The organism is Pseudomonas moorei (genome assembly GCF_042846945.1).
Taxonomy (GTDB): Bacteria; Pseudomonadota; Gammaproteobacteria; order Pseudomonadales; family Pseudomonadaceae; genus Aquipseudomonas; species Aquipseudomonas moorei.
The window spans coordinates 5,878,374-5,899,325 of record NZ_AP035776.1; the positions used below are offsets into that span (position 1 = coordinate 5,878,374).

Consider the following 20,952-nt stretch of genomic DNA (forward strand, 5'->3'; position numbering starts at 1 on the left):
CTTAGTATCGGCGTTAAGGACCGCCCCCGCTTATTAGGGTTTTACCCAGATATCTCTTTGATATTTGGCTACAGGTTCGCGGGGTGATATTTGGCCCAGGGCGAGTGTCGTTTTGAAAAGCCAAACATCAACTCCCCCAAGCCAGCAAGCACTGATATTCGGGCATCTTAGTAGCGGACGCCCCTACCCGAAGGCACAGACATAGTTATACCGAAACCACGCTTTCGTGTATCGCCTCTACGACACGCCCAATGAACACGCGAATCTCTGCGACATCTGACTGCGTGATGGGCCATCGCTCTCCTGGGTAGCTAGGCGACATGTCAGCCTCGTGAGCAATTTTGTTCCGCCTATCCACGATCAATCGCAGCCGACTCTTTACTTCATTGTCTCCCATCTTCTCAGCAATCGTTTCCCACAGCCTAACATTCGAAAATAGTCGAACTGCATCGGCAATTTTCTCCGGCTGCTGAAACGATAAGAAACTATGCCTTTCCCGCACATCAGCCTCGAACCAATCAAATGTTTGCGACTGCATTCCACCCAGCATCGCCCCAACTGAAACACGGTTCTTATCGAATGCTGGCGTTGAAGGGCGATCACCTTTTATCACCTCCAACATCCCCGCCACCGTAACTTCATGAATATAGAAATCCAGTGCACTGACTGCCAGTACTACTTGGGCCCGAAGCAGGTCACTTGAATCTATCGCTGACGTTGTTAATGATTGTAGGGCACTGTAAAGACCGCCCAAATGCTCGACTCGAAGGAGGCTTTCACGAGCAGCCTCAAGTGCTTTAAGCATGTTCGGTCAGAGCGATGATTCGGTCCGCCGCCTCTGAGAAAAGAGCGCCAAACTTCTCCATCGACTTTTTAGTCCGTTCAAGCACAATGCCTGTTTGCTCCAACTGCTCATCGCTCAATGCATAGACTGGAACCTTATGCTTTTGAGACAGGGCGATCAAACCATTAAAGTCCGACATCTGGAGAAGCGGCTCCCCCGGCTCTACGCCAATTGAGGCATAAGCTTCCGGAGCCATCATCATTCCACAAGCGTCCAGCGCCGGCACAAGCTTAGACTTTACGCCCGCTTCAATTTCGTCAATCCACTTCTGGAAGGCCGCCGAAGCAGTTACCCCCTCACGGACACGATACTTCTGTACCACAGTACCGAGAAACTTAGTCTCAACTACTGGGAAGGGATAAGTAGCCTTTTGCAGCACTTGGGTAGAGTGGGCCGCATTAGCCCAGGCCTTCCACTTTGGAAGTACACTTGCCAGCGAGTCGGTGGCCATAACCGAGAAATAATCAGGGCTCATCGGGACCAAGAAAAAGTCGCTAGTCATCAACAGGTTCTGGTTTATCGGCCCCAGACTTGGACTCATATCTACGATAATGTAGTCACAGCCATACTCTTTTGCAGTCAACTGGAAAAGATGATTAAACGAGCCAGGAAGGTTTTGGAGAGTAACAAGGGAGCCCGACAACTCCTGAGCAATTCCCAAGGTAACTTCATATTCCGCAAGCCCAATATGGCCAGGGATCAGGTGTAGATTTTCCTGACCTACGATAGCCTCACACTTGACCGGTTGAATTGGAGCAGGCCTGGATTCGAACGCTGGCGCTAGACCATCACGAATGTTTCTGACTCCGCCTGAGTTATATATCTCTGCAAAGTCATCGCTGCCCTTGAACCCTAGCACCATTCCGGTGAGGTTACACTGCGGATCGCAGTCGGCTAATAAGACCTTCTTACCCTTTTGAGCCAGCATCCAGCCCAAGTTAAATGCGGTAGTGGTCTTACTTACGCCACCTTTGTGGTTGAACAGCGATATTTGAAGAGCCAAGGGATGTCGCTCCTTGCGGAATTGGGAAAGGTGGAAGTCCGCGATACCTGCTCTCAGGAGTGCTGCCTTCCGAACCGGAAATCGACAAAACAAGTGAAGCTATCAAAGCGCCACCCCCGCGTCCACTGGAAATGAGGCCCAGCAGCTACGTACAATCCAGAAACGAAAAAGCACCGCAAACGTCGATCTGCGGGGCTCTACGAATAATAGCGGAGAGATAGGGACGACGCTAACCGTGAGTTATTAGCTATTCAGCCGTCTCTTCCGAGCTTTTGTATAGAGAGAGGCTGCCGCCGAAAAGAGCATCATACCTCCCGCGATGGAAACAATAATGGGGGCAGCAGTAACAATGGCAGGAGCACTGACAACACCAATTGTTACCCCCACTGCGGTCAATCCGGTAGGAGCGGCAACTGATGCACCAGCCACCGTCGCAGCAGCCACCAATCTGCCAGCTTTGGCCGCTGTATCAGCGTGATCAGCAACCCGGTCTCGATGGCCGTCGAGCCTCCTTACTAGCGTCACCGCCGCCCCTGCCAGCGCCTTGACCTTACCCATCCCTCTCTCCTGGTGCATACCAATGAATTGACTTGATAGTAGCCTATCGCCACAAAAGGTGTTGAGAAATTGGCTTATTCGGTGCCGCATTGATTTTGGACATCACTTCCACTTACACGCTAACTGCAAGGGGGCAATGGCTTGCCGCAGGCCAGAAACAGGAAAGGTCACCGTTACCGGTGATTCGTTATAGGGCGTGATACGGACAACTACCTGTTGAGCGTCGAATAAGTGCTTCACCACAGGAATAGCGTATTGACCACCCCATTGACCAAGAGCCTTGTTGTCAGTGGAGGACGAAAAGCTATACGTCCGGGCTTTTTGATTATCAACCCGGTAAATCACTTGTCCGTACTCCTCTGAATCAGCTAGAAAGTTCCCGGCCAAGACGAAATACAACGACGTTGCCCCTTCGGCACAGCGAATGTAAAGGTCAGCTGTATCGCGCCCCCCGAACTGCTTCGCCACTACCTCTTTGGAGGTCGCATGCAATACGACAGTTTTACTGTCATCAATCTTTGAGACTGTCTCGCTAACTTCCCAGCTAGAAGCCTGCTCAACAGTGGAGACCGGGCGGTATTTCATGTCGTAGCACGCAAGACGTTTGCTATCTTCATTGATACGGGTGCAATCATCAGCGGCGTAGCCGGTCGACCAAATTGACGCTAGTAAGATTGACGATAAGATTCTCATTGATATCCCTTTCAGAACTTTCGATCGAGCAGAGCGCCAAGATCAGCCCCTACGCACTAGTGTTGCATAATTTCTGAGACCTTCCCCGTGGAGAGCATGTTACCGGAACTTCCTCTCCGAGTCCTGAGACGAACTTCACCATTCAAATGCCAGCCAGTCTTCCCGCACCAATTAGTCCAGGACCATGGCCATGTCAAATAACCCAGATGCCAAGATCGCCACTGCCGATGCACTGACTTTGCTCCTACACAACCAGCACGCTATATGTGCAGCAATTGAAGAGATCACCAAGTGGCTCTCTGAGAATGGTGTCGGGAGTGTCGCTGCTAACGCGATTACTGCCATGGAAACGCTGGACACCAACGCTCAAGGCATCAGAGACGCCATCATTCGGATTCGCCAGTCATAGGTATTACTCAAGGTACCGATCGGCCTCCAGACCCAGACGCCGCTAGTTCGCATCGAGAGTTTGACCTTGCCCGGAGTGGCGAAAACGGATTCTGTGGAAAACACCCTTCCGTCGCTATCAGCCAAGAAGATACGGAAATGGTCTGTTGCGACAGTCGTCCCAGGAGAAGCTCCGCTACGCTGGATCTAGTTGTCAGGGAGGTGGACGCTATGATCACTCGTATTCTTTTACATGATTGGGTGTGCCTGCTGCTGATAGGAGCCTATGGGCTGATGATGTTGTCTATGGCCTTCTGGTGGGATGGGTGGGTTTCGTTGCTGCTGCATTAATCGCCAGCACATCACTCCGCCAACCTGGGGCTAGTCTTGTCCTCGGGCGAATTGTGCCCGTAGCCATTCCTACACGCGCCATTCCCGCACCCAGTTGCAGAGGTCGCCTCAGTTGGTCCTGAACCACCTTCCGAGCCGCAAAGGCGAAGAGCTGACCTGTGACTCAGACGCCCCATGGTGCTGGCTAGCCGGAACAATAAACCATAAAAAAATATGGATTATTCGAGCATCGTAATGGCAATAGGCTACCCTCAAACTTATCAATGAGGAGGGTATTGAATGAGCCTGCAACCGTCATTACTCGATATGGTTTTCATCATCGTCCTTTTTCTTTCAGGCGTGATGTTGTGGGTATTGGTGGGCCTTCACTGGTAGCTGTGAGCACACGCTCACCACGCTCTCCTCGAAGGTAAACCCGGCAGGGAGAGAAACACACCACTCGTGCAGGGATACTGGTGAGAGCTAGACGCTCTCGTGCATCAGTGGAGCATTTTTTTCTTCAGGCCCAGCTTCTTTTGCAGAGCACGCATTGCTTCGGGATCAGATTCTGCTTCACGAAACTCTTTTAGGAAGGCTTCAACTGTCTCCCGGCAGAGTACGTCGGGATCAACATTGCGAGCTGCCGCTTCTTCGCACAGTTCTGCGTAACTTGCAGGTTCGAGCTTGATCTTTACCCGTTTGTCGTCGTGTGCCATTCCTTGCCTTTTCCCCTTGTTCGGTGGGTGTGGCGATGCGTATCCCGCGATGGTACAACCCTTTGTCAAACAACGGCACCGCACTCAACCCCGATAGAGATAGACCGACATGAAAGACAACGTGCTACCCAGCATCCTACGCGCCTTGAACGACAATCAAGTTGCCGTCGCGGCTGCGGTAGAGGAACTGGCCAAATGGATCGAATCTCGCGGTTCAGAACAGGTAGGAAGACACGTCAGGGATTGCTTAGACCACCTCGACCGTACACAGCGAATGATTGACGAAGGCATAGCTGCCCTTTCGCAAGAAGGCTGAGCGTGCGTGAAGGAGTTCTTGCAGGATCGGGTGGAATAGCTGAAACAGACACGCTAGCATGCCGTTTACGGTGCACCACTTCGGTGTACCTAAGCGCTGTCACACTTCGAGATTTTTGACTGATAAATCCTTGTAGAATCAAGGACTTAGAGATAGGTGGTGAACCCACCAGCCACACCCCGGCACACAATGTCACCGCTGCGGCTGCTCCCTTCCAGGCCTGACCGGGTTCACGGCTGATCGTTGCGGGGGGACCGATGGGGTCACCATAACGACGCTCACCTGACGGCGAGCCGCGCCATTGTACCTATCTGCGGCGAAGTTACAACCGTTGGTTTCGGATAAAAAATATCAGTCCGGTCAAGGACATGCGCCAACGATAAAAATCAGCCCGTGCAAGAGCGAGCTTGCTTGCGATAGACGTTGACGGTGACGTGTGTTGCCTGAAGGTAAGCGTCGCGTTCACGTTCTACGCGAGCGAGCTCGCTCCTACAGGTCCAGCAGCACCTCGTCTGCCCTGCCGCCCTCGCGCTGGATGACCAGGTGAATGAAATGCAGCTTGGTGATCACCGCCGGCGGCAATACAAAAGGGTAAAAATCCGGCTGCCCCATGCTGCGCGACAGTTCATTGAGCATGCCGGCCAGTTCGATCCAGGCATTGACGAAGGACAGGAACGCCTCGGCACCGGGATGCTGCGGATCATAAAGGGTGCTTGAAGGGAACGGCTGGTAGTCGAAATCCATTTCCCGGGCACTCATGCCAAACCCCAGCGCGGTATCCACCGCGTCCATCATGTGCAGGTAGTGAGCCCAGGTTTCCGCCCAGTCTTCCCAGGGATGCATGGTGGCGTAGGCGCTGACGTAAGACTGCTGCCAGTCGAGTGGCGCACCTTGCTGATAATGCTGCTCCAGGGCCTCGGCATAGCTGGCGCGCTCGTCACCGAACAGGCCGCGAAAGGCTTCGAGCCAATCGCTGCCGGCGATCAACCGATCCCAGTAGTAATGCCCGACTTCGTGACGAAAATGCCCGAGCAGGGTGCGATAGGGCTCGTGCATTTGCACGCGTACCCGTTCGCGATGGGCGTCGTCGGCCTCATTGATATCCAGCGTGATCAAGCCGTTGGCATGGCCCGTGGTCGGTGGCTTGCCCTCGAGGTTCACGCCGATAAAGTCAAAGGCCAGGCCGGTGTCCTCGTCGACAGTTTTCGGGATGACCTGCAATCCGAGGCTGACCAACTGCGCGATCAGGCGCCGCTTGGCAGTTTCGACTTTGCACCAGCGTTCATGGTTTTCGGCCAATGACAGATCAGGGATGGTGCGATTGAGGCTACAGGCCATGCACAAGGCATCGCGATCATTGGCGGGCAGCAGCCAGTTACAGGCCGCCGGGGAGTCGAGATTGGCACACCGACGGAACACGCCAGCGCCAGGGTCGGCGTCGAGCAACCAGGTGTCAGTTTGCACGCCCGGTTGCAATGAAGAGACACGACTGAGCCGAGGGTGATAACCCAACGCCGCCGAACAGGCCAGGCACTGGCTGTTGCGAAAGAACAATGACTGCCCGCAACGACACGGCCAGACCTTGCTATTGCGTGAGCTTTCGCCGATGACAGGCGCAGCGATGCGCGAGCTGAGCTGGTCGAAGTAGCGGTACATGGCGATCTCTCCCTGGGGCTTGCCAAGACTAGATCATGATTGGCCGTCGATCGTTCCCGTGACTTTCAAAGGGGCTGATACCGATTTCGCTGGCAAGCCCGCGCCTGCAATGAACTGCGTCGTCCTTGCAGGAGCCGGCTTGCCAGCGAATGACGTCAGACTGAAATACCGTGCCCGCTCAGGAACCCGACAAACGCTTCTTCATCCAGCACTTTCAGCCCCAGCTCATTGGCCTTGGTCAATTTCGACCCGGCGCCCGGCCCGGCGACCACGCAATGGGTCTTGGCCGACACCGAGCCCGCCACTTTGGCGCCAAGGCTTTCCAGCTTGTCCTTGGCCACATCGCGGCTCATCAGCTCCAGCGAGCCCGTCAGTACCCAGGTCTGACCGGCCAGCGGCAAGCCTTCGACGACCTTCTTCTCGCTGTGCCAATGCATGCCGAAGTCGGCCAGTTGTTTTTCGGCAGCCTCGGCCAATTGGCGATGTTCCTCGATCGCAAAAAATTCGCGGACCGAGCTGGCCTGTTTCTCCGGCAACGCCTGACGCATATCCAGCCAGTCGGCACTCATGACCGCTTGCAGCGAACCAAACTTGTCGGCGAGCTTTTGTGCTCCGCCCGGCCCGACCGAAGGAATGTTCAGCTTGTCGAGAAAGCCGCCCAATGTCGTGCTGGCGGCAAATTCGGCGCCCAGTTCGCCCTGATCCTGTATTTGCAAACCGTGCTTGAGCAAATTGGCGATCACCTGCCGGTTATGCTCGTCTTCGAAGAAGCTGTGAATCTCGTGGGCGACTTCCAGCCCGACATCCGGCAAGTACGTCAGCACTTGCGGCAGAGCCTGTTGTACCCGCTCCAGCGAACCCAGGGAGCGCGCCAGCACCTTGGCTGTCTCCTCGCCGACATCGGGAATCCCCAGGGCATAGATGAACCGTGCCAGACCCGGCTTCTTGCTGTCTTCGATGGCGCCAAGCAGGTTCCTGCTCGACAGCTCGGCAAAGCCTTCCAGATCCACGATCTGCTCGAACGTCAGGGCGTACAGATCGGCTGGCGAACTCACCAGGCCTTCGTCCACCAGTTGCTCGACACTCTTCTCGCCCAGGCCTTCGATGTCCATCGCACGACGCGAAACGAAGTGAATGATCGCCTGCTTCAGTTGCGCACCACAGGCCAGTCGACCGACACAGCGATACACCGCGCCTTCGCTGACAGTCTCGCGGCCCTTGCTGCGCTTGATCAGTTGCGTGCGCTCGACATGGGAGCCGCACACCGGGCATTGCCGGGGAATATGAACCGGTCGCGCATCGTCCGGACGACGCTCAAGCACGACTTGAACCACTTGCGGAATCACGTCGCCAGCACGGCGGATGATCACGGTGTCGCCGATCATCAGCCCCAGGCGCGCAACTTCGTCCATGTTGTGCAACGTCGCGTTGGCCACGGTGACACCCGCCACCTTGACTGGCCTCAGGCGGGCCACGGGCGTGACGGCGCCGGTGCGCCCGACCTGGAATTCGACGTCGAGCAGCTCGGTCAACTCTTCCATGGCCGGAAATTTATGGGCGATGGCCCAACGCGGTTCGCGAGCGCGGAAACCCAGTTCGCGCTGGGAGGCAATGCTGTTGACCTTGAACACCACGCCGTCGATTTCGTAAGGCAGTGCGTTGCGCCGCTCACCGATATCACGGTAGTAATCCAGACATGCGTCGATGCCGTTCGCCAGCTTGAGCTCATGACTGATCGGCATGCCCCAGGCCTTGAGCTGCTGCAGGTTACCGATATGCGTATCGGCGATATCGGCGGACACCTGGCCGATGCCGTAGCAGCAGAATTCCAGCGGGCGATTGGCGGTGATCTTCGAATCCAGCTGACGCAGGCTACCCGCCGCCGCGTTACGCGGGTTGGCGAAGGTCTTGCCACCCACTTCCAGTTGCGTGGCGTTGAGCCGCTCGAAACCAGCCTTGGACATGAACACTTCGCCGCGCACTTCCAGCGTGGCCGGCCAGCCGGTGCCATGCAGTTTGAGGGGAATGTTGCGCACGGTGCGCACATTGACGCTGATGTCTTCGCCGGTGGTGCCGTCGCCGCGCGTTGCGCCACGCACCAGTACGCCGTTCTGATACAGCAAACTGACCGCCAGACCATCAAGCTTCGGCTCGCAACTGTACTCGACCGCCGCGCCGCCACCGAACAGATCACCGGCCGGCAGATCCAGCCCTTCGGTCACCCGGCGGTCGAATTCACGCATGTCGGTTTCTTCGAAGGCGTTGCCGAGGCTGAGCATCGGCACTTCGTGGCGCACCTGAGTGAACGCCGACAGCGCCGCGCTGCCCACTCGCTGAGTTGGCGAGTCACTGGTGATCAGTTCCGGGTTGGCGGCTTCGAGCGCCTTGAGCTCGTTGAACAACCGATCGTATTCGGCGTCCGGAATGCTCGGCTCGTCCAGCACGTGATAGCGATAGTTGTGCTGATCCAGCTCGGCGCGCAGCTCTAGAATGCGGTTTTTGGCGGCAGTCATGGGTGTTCTCTCATAAAGCAAAAGAGCAGCCGAGGCTGCTCAATATTCTTAATCACACTCGCTCAAGGCAATGGAGATTGTGGCGAGGGAGCTTGCTCCCGCTGGGCCGCGAAGCGGCCCCAAGGCCATCCACCTCATTGTGCCAGGTACGACGAGTTTGCAGATTTACGACGGCTACGCCGCCGAGCGGGAGCAAGCTCCCTCGCCACAACAGCGATCCTAGCGTTTCTGGGTCAGGGCGCGACGTTCGAACTCGACGATACGCTGACGGTAGTGCTCGATGGTCTGGGCCGTCAGCACGCTGCGCTGGTCATCCTTGAGCTCGCCGTTCAGCTCCTGGGACAATTTGCGTGCCGCCGCCACCATCACGTCGAAGGCTTGCTTCGGATGGCGCGGGCCTGGCAGACCCAGGAAGAAGCTCACCGCCGGCGTGCTGAAGTGATCGATGTCATCCAGATCAAAGACACCCGGCTTCACCGCGTTGGCCATGGAGAACAGGACTTCACCGTTGCCCGCCATGCTTTCGTGACGGTGGAAGATGTCCATTTCGCCAAAACGCAGGCCGCTTTCCAGAATGTTCTGCAACAGGGCCGGGCCCTTGAAGCCGGCTGCGTCACGGCAGATCACACTGATGACCAGCACTTCTTCGGCTTGCGGATGATCCTTGTCGCTGACCGCAGGGGCTGCCTTGGCATCTTCGACGAAATCGTCGTCGCGACTGCTGAAGCTCGGGCCGCCATCCAGGTCCAGGCTGAGGTTCATGTCACCTTGCGAAGGTTCGCCATGACCACGCTTGCCGCGCTTGGAACCCGATTCACGCGGTTCGCGGGCCGGCATGCTCACCGACGGCAGATCCTGCTCGTCCAGTTGCGGTTCCTTGTGGGTGTCCAGCACCCGAGGCGGGCCCAACAGCTCGGCGCTGGTGTCCTCGTCCGGCAGGTTGGACAGGCTTCGGTCAAGACGGAATTTCAGTTTTCCCTTGCCGCCGCGCATACGGCGCCAGCCATCGAAAAGAATACCGGCAATGACAATAATGCCGATGACGATCAGCCACTCGCGCAGACCGATTTCCATGTAATCCCGTGCCTCTATAAAAAATGCTGAAAAATAAGGGGTTTACAACCTGTAAACCGCTTTAAAACGTGGCGCCAACTCTATGTTCTGACAGGCGTTTTGCCCACGTATACGAAAAATTGACATTAAACTAGCACGACCAAAGGTAACTTTACACCGCTTGTCACGCTGGCTTCAGCGATTATGTCGATTGGCCAGCAAGTCCAGGCCAGTAAAACGTCTTGTCTACCCTGATACACGCCGTCATCAGGCGTCCACCATCGCCATCGCCTCCTCGACATCCACCGCTACCAGTCGCGAACAACCAGGCTCATGCATCGTCACCCCCATCAATTGCTCGGCCATTTCCATGGCGATCTTGTTGTGGGTGATATAGATGAACTGCACGGTCTGCGACATTTCTTTGACCAATCGTGCGTAGCGTCCAACGTTAGCGTCATCCAGGGGTGCGTCAACTTCGTCGAGCATGCAGAACGGCGCCGGATTCAACTTGAAGATCGCAAAAACCAGGGCCAATGCGGTCAGGGCTTTTTCGCCACCTGAGAGCAAATGGATGGTGCTGTTCTTCTTTCCTGGCGGCTGCGCCATGATCGTCACCCCTGTATCGAGTAGATCTTCGCCCGTCAGTTCCAAATACGCGCGGCCTCCACCGAAAACTTTTGGGAAAAGTGCCTGTAAACCGCCATTGATCTGATCAAAGGTATCCTTGAAGCGGTTACGGGTCTCCTTGTCGATCTTGCGAATCACGTTCTCCAGGGTGTCGAGCGCTTCAACCAGATCGTCGTTCTGCGCATCCAGGTAACGTTTACGCTCGGATTGTTGCTGGTATTCGTCAATGGCCGCGAGGTTGATGGCACCCAGGCGCTGAATCCGCGCCGCGATGCGTTCCAGTTCTTCCTCGGCGTCCTTCTCGTTGGCTTCAGGTGTCAGCGTGGCGAGTACGCCGTGCAGGTCGTAACCGTCTTCCAGCAACTGGTCCTGCAATGCCTTGCGCCGCACGGTCAGGGCTTGCCATTCCATGCGCTGGGTTTCCAGCTGGCTGCGAATCAGCTGGGATTGTTGCTCGGCCTGGGTACGGCGCTTCTCGGCCTCGCGCAGCTCGCGGTCGGCATCCTCGAGAGCGATCTGCGCGGTCTTGAGTTCTTCGTCGACGGTCATGCGCTTGTCGAGCAGCTCTTCAAGCTTCAGGCGCAGCTCCTCCAGTGGCGCCTCGCCCTCCTCCAGATTGAGGCTCAATTGCTCGCGCTTTTCGGTCAGGCGCTCGGACTGCATCTCCAGACGCTCCAGTGCCTGGCGCGTCGAATCGTGCTGGGCCTTGAGCGACCCGAGGCGTACCGCCAATTGATGAGCGTGGTCCTTGTGCTGCCGCGCTTCCTGCCGCACCCGGTCAAGACGCTCACGCAAGCTGTCGCGCTGGGCCAGCAGCAACTCACGCTGCTCAGTGTCCAGCGCCATGGCGTCGAGGGCTTCCTGCAACTGGATGCGCGCTTCACCGATGTTTTCGTGCTCCTGGGCCCGTTGCTCGCCCAACTCCTCGATTTCTTCATCAAGACGCGTGCGGCGCAAGGTCAACTGCTCGGCCTTGGCTTTTCCGGCCGACAACTGGGCTTTCAATTCGCCTTGTTGACGAGCCTCGTCCTGCAGCAAACGACGCAAGTGTTCGCGTCCGTTTTCCTGCTGACGCTGCTGCGCCCGCAGGTTTTGCAATTCGGTTTCCAGGGTTTCGACCGCTGCTTCGCGCTCTTCGCGCTCAAGGCCCAGCTTCTGGATTTCCTGCCCTCGGGCCAGCATGCCGCTTTCCGCTTCGCTGGCGCGGCGCACCCGCAAAAAGTGCCGACCGACCCAGTACCCGTCGCGGCTGATCAGACTCTGGCCGACCGCCAACTGACCACGCAAGGCCAATGCCTGTTCGAGGCTGTCCACCGGTTTGACCTGCCCCAGCCACGGCGACAGATCGATCTGCGCCTCGACCTTGTCGAGCAAACTGCCGGGCACGCGCACGCCATCGGTCGCGGGACTGAGCAAACGCAGATCACCCTGGGCAAATCCGGACAGATCGAAATCGTTGAAATCATCCACCAGCACGGCTTGCAGGTCGGCACCGAGCACGGTTTCCACCGCCAGCTCCCAACCCGCTTCGACCTTCAGCCCTTCGGCCAGACGCGGGCGATCGGCCAGGTTCTGCTCACGCAACCATTCGGCGGTGCCGGTGCCCGGATCGAGGGCGGCTTGCTGCAAGGCTTCCAGGGAGGCCAGTCGACCGTTGAGGCGCTGCAAATCGCCCTGGGCCTGCTGCTGCGCCGTCAGCGCTTGCTGCAATTGCTGACGCAACTGCTCTAGCTTCTCGACCTGAGCTTCTTCGCTGGTCTGCAAATCCTCAAGGGTCGCCTCGGATTCAGCGAGTTGCTCGCTGAGTTCCATGATCGCCGCGTCTTCCGGGTCCGCCGACAACAAGGCGCGCTCTTCGCCAAGACGCTTTTGGCGATCAGCCAGACGCTCAAGGCTGGTTTCCAGTTGCTGGATTCGCGACTGCTGGACTTCGGCCTGACGTCGCGGTTCGGCGGCAGTCAGGTTGAAGGTGTCCCACTGCTCCTGCCAGCCGTGCATGGTGGTTTCGGACTCTTCCAGCGCGGCGGCGGCTTCTTCGGCGGCAGCGCTGGTGACTTCCTGCTCGGGGGTGAGCATGTCCAGCTCTTCGCCGAGGGTCAGCAGCAAGGTGCGGTCGTGGCCCAGGTGAGACTCGGTTTCCAGACGCGCGCGCTCGGCTTCCTTCAAATCATCCTGCAACTGGCGCAAGCGCTGTTGACCATGCTGGATGCTCTGCTCGACCCGGGCGATGTCGCCACCGACCGAATAGAAGCGCCCCTGCACCAGATTGAAGCGCTCGGAAAGATCATGGTGCCCGTCGCGCAGACGCTCGATGCTGGCATCGGCGTTACGCTGCTCGGCCACCAGCGCCTCGAAACTGATCTCCTGGGTGCCGATGACCGCTTCGCGCTGGCCGACCTGAGCGTTCAGATCCTGCCAACGCAGGGCCGACAGCTGGGCCTTGAGCTGCCGCTCTTCGCCTTTGAGCTCCTGATACTTCTTGGCGGCCTCGGCCTGACGGTGCAAGCGTTCGAGCTGGCGTTCGAGCTCTTCGCGCAGGTCGGTCAGGCGCTCCAGGTTTTCGTGGGTGCGGCGGATGCGGTTTTCAGTCTCGCGCCGGCGCTCCTTGTACTTGGAGATGCCCGCCGCTTCCTCAATGAAGTTACGCAGGTCTTCGGGCTTGGATTCGATCAGCTTGGAGATCATCCCCTGCTCGATGATCGAGTAGCTGCGCGGGCCGAGGCCGGTGCCGAGGAAAATATCGGTGATGTCACGGCGCCGGCATTTGGTGCCGTTGAGGTAATAGGTGGTCTGGCTGTCGCGGGTGACTTTGCGCCGAATGGAAATTTCCGCGTAAGCAGCGTATTCACCGAGCAGCGTGCCGTCGGAGTTATCGAACACCAGTTCGATGCTCGCCTGGCTCACCGGCTTGCGGCTGGTGGAGCCGTTGAAGATGACGTCGGTCATCGACTCGCCGCGCAGGTTCTTGGCCGAGCTCTCGCCCATGACCCAACGCACGGCGTCGATGATGTTCGACTTGCCGCAACCATTGGGCCCGACCACCGCCGCCATGTTACTGGGGAAGTTCACCGTGGTCGGATCGACGAAGGATTTGAACCCCGCCAGCTTGATGCACTTGAGCCGCACGCTTAAGCGTCCGTCAGGGCAGAGACCACCAGATCGCAACTGCGCTGGGCGTAAGCCGTCAGCACCAGGCGAATCTGCGCAAAGTCACGGGCGATCACGGCGGCAAGCAAGCGTTCGAACAGCTCCAGAAACTCGCTCATCGACGCTTTGCGCTGGTCCAGGGCGAGAAAATACGCCCGACTCATGGCCGGCTGCAGGTTCTCGACGGTTTCCTGCAGGTACGGGTTGTTGGCAAACGGATACGCAGCGCGCATCACGCTGAAACTGTCATCGACGAAGCTGCGAATGTCCTGGCGCTCGAAATCGCTGCTCAGGCGCTGCTGGATCTGCACGAACGGCGCCAGGTCGGCCTGGACTTGCCAGCCATTGGCCACGGCATTGCCCAGCAGGATGTACATCTCGCTCATCAGCGTGCACAGGCTCTGCACCTTGTGCGCGGTGAGTTCGGTGACATGGGCGCCACGTCGCGGCAGGATCGCGATCAGGTGTCGGCGTTCAAGGATCAGCAGGGCCTCGCGAACCGAGCCGCGGCTGACATTGAGTGCCAGCGTGACCTTCTGCTCCTGGATGCGCTCTCCGGGCTTCATTTCGCCGCGAATGATGCGTTCGGCGAGGTGGTGAGCGATTTGCTCGGCGAGGCTGTCCGGCGCCTTGAACGTCATGGTTTTCCCTTCAAACTCTTCGATCTGTACAGGCGGCGCAGTGTAGCGCAATTGATACGACATGGCGCAGGGCCCGCCCGGTGGTTTTTGGCACGATTCGCGCAAAAAAGCAGGCTATCCCGCAAGGGTCAATAATGAAGAAACCGGTTGTCGATCGACAAAATGCAATTTCCTGACCTTTAAGTCAGAAAATCATTGACCGAAAAGTCAGACCTGCTAAATTCGGTTCAAGTCGGTTAACAACAATAATGAGTCTGCGAGGCCTTCCGTGATCCAGTTTTTACTAAACCAGGAACTCCGTAGCGAGCACGCCCTGGACCCGAACCTGACCGTGCTCAACTATCTGCGCGACCATGTGGGCAAACCCGGCACCAAAGAAGGCTGCGCCAGCGGTGACTGCGGTGCCTGCACCGTGGTGGTCGGCGAATTGCAAACGGATGACGAGGGTCGCGAACACATCCGTTATCGCAGCCTCAACTCGTGCCTGACCTTCGTGTCGTCCCTGCACGGCAAGCAATTGATCAGCGTCGAAGACCTCAAGCACAAAGGCGAGCTGCACAGCGTGCAGAAAGCCATGGTCGAGTGCCACGGCTCACAGTGTGGTTTTTGTACGCCGGGCTTCGTCATGTCGCTGTTCGCCCTGCAAAAGAACAGCGACGAACCCGACACCCATAAAGCCCACGAAGCCCTGGCCGGCAACCTCTGCCGCTGCACCGGCTATCGCCCCATTCTGGAAGCGGCCCAACAGTCCTGCTGCGCTAAACAGCCCGACCAGTTCGACGCCCGTGAAGCCGAAACCATCGCCCGCCTCAAAGCCATTGCCCCGACCGCTATCGGCGAACTCAACAGTGGCGACAAACGCTGCCTGGTGCCGCTGACCGTGGCTGACCTGGCCGACCTCTACGACGCTTATCCACAGGCCCGCCTGCTGGCCGGCGGCACGGACCTGGCGCTGGAAGTCACCCAGTTCCACCGCACGCTGCCGGTGATGATTTACGTCGGCAACGTCGCCGAAATGAAACGCATCGAGCGCTTCGAGGATCGCCTGGAAATCGGCGCCGCCACAGCCCTTTCCGACTGCTACGACGCCTTGAAAGCCGAGTACCCGGACTTCGGCGAATTGCTGCAACGTTTTGCCTCCTTGCAGATCCGCAACCAGGGCACCCTGGGCGGCAACATCGGCAACGCCTCGCCCATCGGTGACTCGCCACCCCTGCTGATCGCCCTCGGCGCGCAAATCGTTCTGTGCAAGGGCGAAACCCGCCGCACCCTGGCGCTGGAGGATTACTTCATCGATTACCGCGTCACCGCCCGCCAGGAAAGCGAGTTCATCGAGAAGATCATCGTGCCGCGCGCCAGCGCTGAAAAACTGTTCCGCGCCTACAAAGTCTCCAAGCGCCTGGACGATGACATCTCGGCAGTGTGTGGCGCCTTCAACATTCGCCTGGAAAATGGAGTGGTCGCAGACGCCCGCGTGGCCTTCGGCGGCATGGCAGCCATTCCGAAACGTGCCGCCGCCTGTGAAGCCGCGTTGCTGGGTGCGCCTTTCACTCACGCCACGGTCGAACGTGCCTGCGCGGCCCTGGCCGAAGATTTCACACCGCTCTCGGACTTCCGCGCCAGCAAGGAATATCGCCTGCTCAGCGCGCAGAACCTGCTGCGCAAATACTTCATCGAACTGCAAACACCGCACATCGAGACTCGGGTGACCGCTTATGTCTAATCATCACGCCGTAGAGAAGACCCAGGCCGAACTGGCTGAACTGTTCGCCAAGGACCTGACCACCGGTGTCGGCCGCAGCGTCAAGCATGACAGCGCCGCCAAGCACGTGTCCGGTGAAGCGCAGTACATCGACGATCGCCTGGAATTTCCGAACCAGTTGCACGTATACGCCCGCCTGTCGGACCGTGCCCACGCCCGGATCATCAGCATCGACACCGCGCCGTGCTACGCCTTTGAAGGCGTGCGCATCGCCATCACCCACGAAGACGTGCCGGGCCTGAAAGACATTGGTCCGTTGTTGCCGGGCGACCCGCTGCTGGCGATCGATACCGTGCAGTTCGTCGGTCAACCGGTGGTCGCGGTTGCCGCGAAAGACCTGGAAACCGCGCGCAAGGCGGCGATGGCCGCGATCATTGAATACGAAGATCTGGAGCCGGTGCTGGATGTGGTCGAAGCCCTGCGCAAGCGTCACTTCGTACTCGACAGCCACACCCATCAACGCGGTGATTCAGCCACCGCGCTGGCCACCGCTGAACATCGCATCCAGGGCACGCTGCACATCGGCGGCCAGGAACATTTCTATCTGGAAACCCAGATCTCTTCGGTGATGCCGACCGAAGACGGCGGCATGATCGTCTACTGCTCGACCCAGAACCCCACCGAAGTGCAGAAACTGGTGGCCGAAGTGCTGGATGTGTCGATGAATAAAATCGTCGTCGACATGCGCCGCATGGGTGGCGGTTTCGGTGGCAAGGAAACCCAGGCGGCGAGCCCGGCGTGCCTGTGCGCAGTGATCGCGCACCTGACCGGACAGCCCACCAAGATGCGCCTGCCGCGCGTCGAAGACATGCTGATGACCGGCAAGCGTCACCCCTTCTATGTCGAGTACGACGTCGGCTTCGACAGCACCGGCCGCCTGCACGGCATCGCCCTGGAACTGGCCGGCAACTGTGGCTGCTCACCGGACCTGTCGGCCTCGATCGTCGACCGGGCGATGTTTCACTCCGACAACTCGTATTACCTGGGCGACGCGACCATCAACGGTCACCGCTGCAAGACCAACACCGCGTCGAACACCGCCTACCGTGGTTTCGGCGGTCCGCAAGGCATGGTCGCCATCGAAGAAGTGATGGACGCCATCGCCCGTCATCTGGCCCTCGATCCGCTGGCCGTGCGCAAGGCCAACTACTACGGCAAGACCGAGCGCAACGTCACCCACTACTACCAGACCGTCGAGCACAACATGCTCGAGGAAATGACCGCCGAACTGGAAGAAAGCAGCCAGTACGCCGAGCGCCGCGAAGCGATCCGCCGCTACAACGCCAACAGCCCGATCCTGAAAAAAGGCCTGGCGCTGACCCCGGTGAAATTCGGCATTTCCTTCACTGCCAGCTTCCTCAACCAGGCCGGAGCGCTGGTGCATGTCTACACCGACGGCAGCATTCACCTGAACCACGGCGGCACCGAAATGGGCCAGGGCCTGAACACCAAAGTCGCGCAGGTCGTGGCCGAAGTGTTCCAGGTGGAAATGGACCGCGTGCAGATCACCGCGACCAACACCGATAAAGTGCCGAACACCTCACCGACTGCTGCCTCCAGTGGCGCCGACCTGAACGGCAAGGCGGCGCAGAACGCCGCCGAAACCATCAAGCAGCGCCTGGTGGAATTCGCCGCGCGGCAATACAAGGTCAGCGAAGAAGACGTGGAATTCCACAACGGCCACGTGCGGGTTCGCGATCACATCCTGACCTTCGAAGCCCTGATCCAGCAGGCGTATTTCGCCCAGGTGTCGCTGTCGAGCACCGGGTTCTACAAGACCCCGAAAATCTACTACGACCGCAGCCAGGCCCGTGGTCGTCCGTTCTACTACTTCGCCTTCGGCGCGGCGTGCTGCGAAGTGCTGGTCGACACCCTGACCGGCGAATACAAGATGCTGCGCACCGACATCCTGCATGACGTTGGCGCCTCGCTGAACCCGGCGATCGACATCGGCCAGGTCGAGGGCGGTTTCATCCAGGGTATGGGCTGGCTGACCATGGAAGAGCTGGTCTGGAACAACAAAGGCAAGCTGATGACCAACGGCCCGGCCAGCTACAAGATCCCGGCCGTGGCGGACATGCCGCTGGACCTGCGGGTGAAGCTGGTGGAAAACCGCAAGAACCCGGAAGACACGGTGTTCCACTCCAAGGCCGTGGGCGAACCGCCCTTCATGCTCGGTATCGCCGCGTGGTGTGCAATCAAGGACGCCGTGGCAAGCCTGGGCGACTACAAGCATCAACCGAAAATCGACGCACCGGCGACCCCGGAGCGCGTGTTGTGGGGCTGTGAGCAGATGCGCCAGCTGAAGGTGGCGAAGGCTGTCGAGGCTGAAACCGAGTTGGCTCCGCTCTAAGCCCGAGGCGCTGCCATCGCTGGCAAGCCAGCTCCCACAGACAGGCGCTGAATCACGCTTATGCGATCGACGCAAACCCTGTGGGAGCTGGCTTGCCAGCGAAGAGGCCCGAACAGACAACGAAGATGTCGAGGTGAACATGTACAACTGGATCGACGCCCTCGCCGACCTGCAAAACCGCGGTGAACCCTGCGTGTTGGTGACCATCATCGAAGAGCTCGGCTCGACGCCACGCAATGCCGGCTCGAAGATGGTCATCAGTGCCAGCCAGACGTTCGACACCATCGGTGGCGGGCACCTGGAATACAAGGCCATGCAGATCGCCCGCGAGATGCTCGCCAGCGGCAAGCAGGACACCCATCTGGAGCGCTTCAGCCTCGGCGCGAGCCTGGGCCAGTGCTGCGGGGGCGCCACCGTATTGCTGTTCGAACCGATGGGCCAGGTCCAGGCGCAGATCGCCGTGTTCGGCGCCGGCCATGTCGGTCGCGCACTGGTGCCGCTGCTGGCCAGCCTTCCCTGCCGGGTGCGCTGGATCGACTCGCGGGATGCGGAGTTCCCCGAGCAGATCCCCCACGGCGTGCGCAAGATTGTCAGCGAAGAACCGGTGGACGAAATCGACGACCTGCCCGCCGGCAGCTACTGCATCGTCATGACCCACAACCACCAGCTCGACCTGGAACTCACTGCCGCGATCCTCAAGCGCAATGACTTCGCTTACTTCGGCCTGATCGGCTCGAAGACCAAGCGCGTGAAATTCGAACATCGCCTGCGCGACCGCGGATTCGACAGCAGCGTCGTGCAACGCATGCGCTGCCCGATGGGCATCGGCGAAGTCAAAGGCAAGTTGCCTGTGGAAATCGCCATCTCCATCGCCGGCGAAATCATCGCCACCTATAACGCCAATTTCGGCCAACAGATCGCCAGCGCCGAACCGATTGCCAAACTGCTGCCCGTGTCGCGCCGCAGTCAGGCCACAAAACTGAAAGCCTCAAACTGATGAGCTTCATAAATAGAGAATGACCATGCCTTTGACTCGCAAAGCCTACCGCGCCGCCATTCTGCACAGTATTGCCGACCCCGCCGAAGTCGGGATCGAAGCCTCCTACGAGTATTTCGAGGACGGCCTGCTGGTGGTGGATAACGGCCAGATCTGCGCCCTTGGCCACGCCAGCGACTTGCTGCCGACCCTGCCGGCGGACATCGAGATCACCCATTACCAGGATGCCCTGATCACCCCGGGCTTCATCGATACCCATATCCACCTGCCGCAAACCGGCATGGTCGGTGCCTATGGCGAGCAACTGCTGGACTGGCTCAACACCTACACCTTCCCGTGCGAAAGTCAGTTCGCGAACAACTCCCACGCCGATGAGGTCGCGGACATCTTCATCAAGGAACTGCTGCGCAACGGCACCACCACCGCGCTGGTGTTCGGCAGCGTGCATCCGCAATCGGTGAACTCGTTCTTCGAAGCCGCCGAACAGCTGGACCTGCGGATGATCGCCGGCAAGGTGATGATGGACCGCAATGCCCCGGATTACCTGACCGACACCGCCGAGTCCAGCTACGTCGAAAGCAAGGCGCTGATCGAGCGCTGGCACGGCAAGGGCCGCCTGCACTACGCGGTGACCCCGCGCTTCGCGCCGACCAGCACCCCGGAACAATTGACCCTCGCTGGCCAGTTGCTGACCGAATACCCCGATCTGTACATGCAGACCCACATCAGCGAGAACCTCAAGGAAATCGAGTGGGTCAAGGAACTGTTCCCGGAGCGCAAGGGCTACCTGGACGTCTATGATCACTACCAGTTGCTGGGCAAGCGCTCGGTGTTTGCCCACGGCGTGCACCTGTGCGATGACGAGTGCGCGCGCCTGGCAGAAACCGGCTCGGCCATTTCGTTCTGTCCGACTTCGAACTTCTTCCTCGGCAGCGGCCTGTTCAATCTGCCGATGGCCGAGAAGCACAAGCTCAATGTCGGCATCGGTACCGATGTCGGTGGCGGCACCAGTTTCTCGCTGCTGCAAACCCTTAACGAAGCGTACAAGGTGATGCAACTGCAAGGTGCGCGCCTGAGCCCGTTCAAGTCGCTGTACCTGGCGACCCTCGGCGGCGCCCGCGCCCTGCGCCTGGAAGACAAGATCGGCACCCTGCAGCCGGGCACGGACGCCGACTTCCTGGTGCTGGACTACAACGCCACGCCACTGCTGGGCTATCGCCTGAAGCAGGCCAATAACATCGCCGAGACGCTGTTTGTGCTGATGACCCTGGGGGATGACCGGACCGTGCTGCAGACGTATGCGGCGGGGAATCTGGTGCATCAGCGCTAGGTTTCACAGGCATAAAAAAATCC

At 58.8% G+C, this 20,952-nt stretch carries 16 protein-coding genes and 1 other RNA gene; 6 read left to right on the forward strand and 11 right to left on the reverse strand.

All coding sequences use genetic code 11. The features are described from left to right. Window positions 1-205 precede the first annotated feature (205 nt). The 4 genes from ACGJAX_RS27365 to ACGJAX_RS27380 form a co-directional block, all read right to left on the reverse strand. On the reverse strand, window positions 206-805 hold the full coding sequence (locus ACGJAX_RS27365; RefSeq protein ID WP_390956838.1) for a HEPN domain-containing protein: 600 nt from the start codon (window positions 803-805) through the stop codon (window positions 206-208). Continuing rightward, window positions 798-1,847, reverse strand: a complete 1,050-nt coding sequence (locus ACGJAX_RS27370) for an AAA family ATPase (protein WP_390956839.1) — start codon at window positions 1,845-1,847, stop codon at window positions 798-800. The genes ACGJAX_RS27365 and ACGJAX_RS27370 overlap by 8 nt, the downstream gene beginning before the upstream one ends. A 243-nt stretch (window positions 1,848-2,090) precedes the next feature. Further along, window positions 2,091-2,405 (reverse strand): hypothetical protein, encoded by a 315-nt coding sequence (locus ACGJAX_RS27375; RefSeq protein WP_390956840.1) that lies wholly within the window; start codon window positions 2,403-2,405, stop codon window positions 2,091-2,093. 102 nt (window positions 2,406-2,507) lie between these two features. After that, window positions 2,508-3,098 carry a type VI secretion system-associated protein TagO gene (locus ACGJAX_RS27380; protein ID WP_390956841.1) on the reverse strand — a complete coding sequence of 197 codons (591 nt, stop codon included), beginning with the start codon at window positions 3,096-3,098 and terminating at the stop codon, window positions 2,508-2,510. A gap of 190 nt (window positions 3,099-3,288) precedes the next feature. Here ACGJAX_RS27380 and ACGJAX_RS27385 point away from each other — a divergent pair, with 190 nt between their 5' ends. Further along, window positions 3,289-3,507 (forward strand): hypothetical protein, encoded by a 219-nt coding sequence (locus ACGJAX_RS27385; RefSeq protein WP_390956842.1) that lies wholly within the window; start codon window positions 3,289-3,291, stop codon window positions 3,505-3,507. An 808-nt stretch (window positions 3,508-4,315) separates the two neighbouring features. Here the strand turns inward: ACGJAX_RS27385 and ACGJAX_RS27390 are convergent. After that, a complete protein-coding gene (locus tag ACGJAX_RS27390; RefSeq protein WP_390956843.1) occupies window positions 4,316-4,531 on the reverse strand; it encodes a hypothetical protein in 216 nt (71 codons plus the stop codon). A 109-nt stretch (window positions 4,532-4,640) separates the two neighbouring features. On the opposite strand from ACGJAX_RS27390, the gene ACGJAX_RS27395 reads away from it, so the two are divergent. Next, the gene (locus tag ACGJAX_RS27395) at window positions 4,641-4,847 is read left to right on the forward strand and encodes a hypothetical protein (protein WP_390956844.1); all 207 of its coding nucleotides are present in this window, start codon (window positions 4,641-4,643) and stop codon (window positions 4,845-4,847) included. Window positions 4,848-5,010: 163 nt separating this feature from the next. On the opposite strand, the gene ffs is transcribed toward ACGJAX_RS27395, so the two are convergent. From ffs to ACGJAX_RS27425, 6 genes are all read right to left on the reverse strand, one after another. Next, window positions 5,011-5,107: signal recognition particle sRNA small type (ffs, locus tag ACGJAX_RS27400), an RNA gene on the reverse strand. Window positions 5,108-5,336: 229 nt separating this feature from the next. Then, window positions 5,337-6,503 (reverse strand): putative zinc-binding metallopeptidase, encoded by a 1,167-nt coding sequence (locus tag ACGJAX_RS27405; protein ID WP_390956845.1) that lies wholly within the window; start codon window positions 6,501-6,503, stop codon window positions 5,337-5,339. Between the two features lie 155 nt (window positions 6,504-6,658). Further along, window positions 6,659-9,016, reverse strand: coding sequence for an NAD-dependent DNA ligase LigA (ligA, locus tag ACGJAX_RS27410; protein WP_390956846.1), 2,358 nt, complete (start codon window positions 9,014-9,016; stop codon window positions 6,659-6,661). Between the two features lie 219 nt (window positions 9,017-9,235). Continuing rightward, window positions 9,236-10,090: a cell division protein ZipA gene (gene zipA / locus ACGJAX_RS27415; protein WP_090323935.1), complete on the reverse strand. Its 855-nt coding sequence runs from the start codon at window positions 10,088-10,090 to the stop codon at window positions 9,236-9,238. 246 nt (window positions 10,091-10,336) lie between these two features. Next, window positions 10,337-13,825 (reverse strand): chromosome segregation protein SMC, encoded by a 3,489-nt coding sequence (smc, locus tag ACGJAX_RS27420; RefSeq protein WP_247256096.1) that lies wholly within the window; start codon window positions 13,823-13,825, stop codon window positions 10,337-10,339. A 2-nt stretch (window positions 13,826-13,827) separates the two neighbouring features. Then, window positions 13,828-14,487, reverse strand: a complete 660-nt coding sequence (locus ACGJAX_RS27425; protein ID WP_247256150.1) for a GntR family transcriptional regulator — start codon at window positions 14,485-14,487, stop codon at window positions 13,828-13,830. 268 nt (window positions 14,488-14,755) lie between these two features. Here ACGJAX_RS27425 and xdhA point away from each other — a divergent pair, with 268 nt between their 5' ends. The 4 genes from xdhA (at window position 14,756) to guaD (ending at window position 20,929) form a co-directional block, all read left to right on the forward strand. Beyond that, window positions 14,756-16,210 carry a xanthine dehydrogenase small subunit gene (gene xdhA, locus ACGJAX_RS27430; protein ID WP_390956847.1) on the forward strand — a complete coding sequence of 485 codons (1,455 nt, stop codon included), beginning with the start codon at window positions 14,756-14,758 and terminating at the stop codon, window positions 16,208-16,210. Beyond that, entirely contained in the window at window positions 16,203-18,602 is a 2,400-nt protein-coding gene (xdhB, locus tag ACGJAX_RS27435; RefSeq protein ID WP_090323939.1) for a xanthine dehydrogenase molybdopterin binding subunit, read from the forward strand. Before xdhA ends, xdhB begins: the two co-directional genes overlap by 8 nt. Window positions 18,603-18,741: 139 nt before the next feature. Beyond that, window positions 18,742-19,599 carry a xanthine dehydrogenase accessory protein XdhC gene (gene xdhC / locus ACGJAX_RS27440; protein ID WP_390956848.1) on the forward strand — a complete coding sequence of 286 codons (858 nt, stop codon included), beginning with the start codon at window positions 18,742-18,744 and terminating at the stop codon, window positions 19,597-19,599. A gap of 25 nt (window positions 19,600-19,624) precedes the next feature. Next, window positions 19,625-20,929, forward strand: a complete 1,305-nt coding sequence (gene guaD / locus ACGJAX_RS27445) for a guanine deaminase (RefSeq protein ID WP_390956849.1) — start codon at window positions 19,625-19,627, stop codon at window positions 20,927-20,929. The last annotated feature ends 23 nt before the right edge of the window (window positions 20,930-20,952 follow it).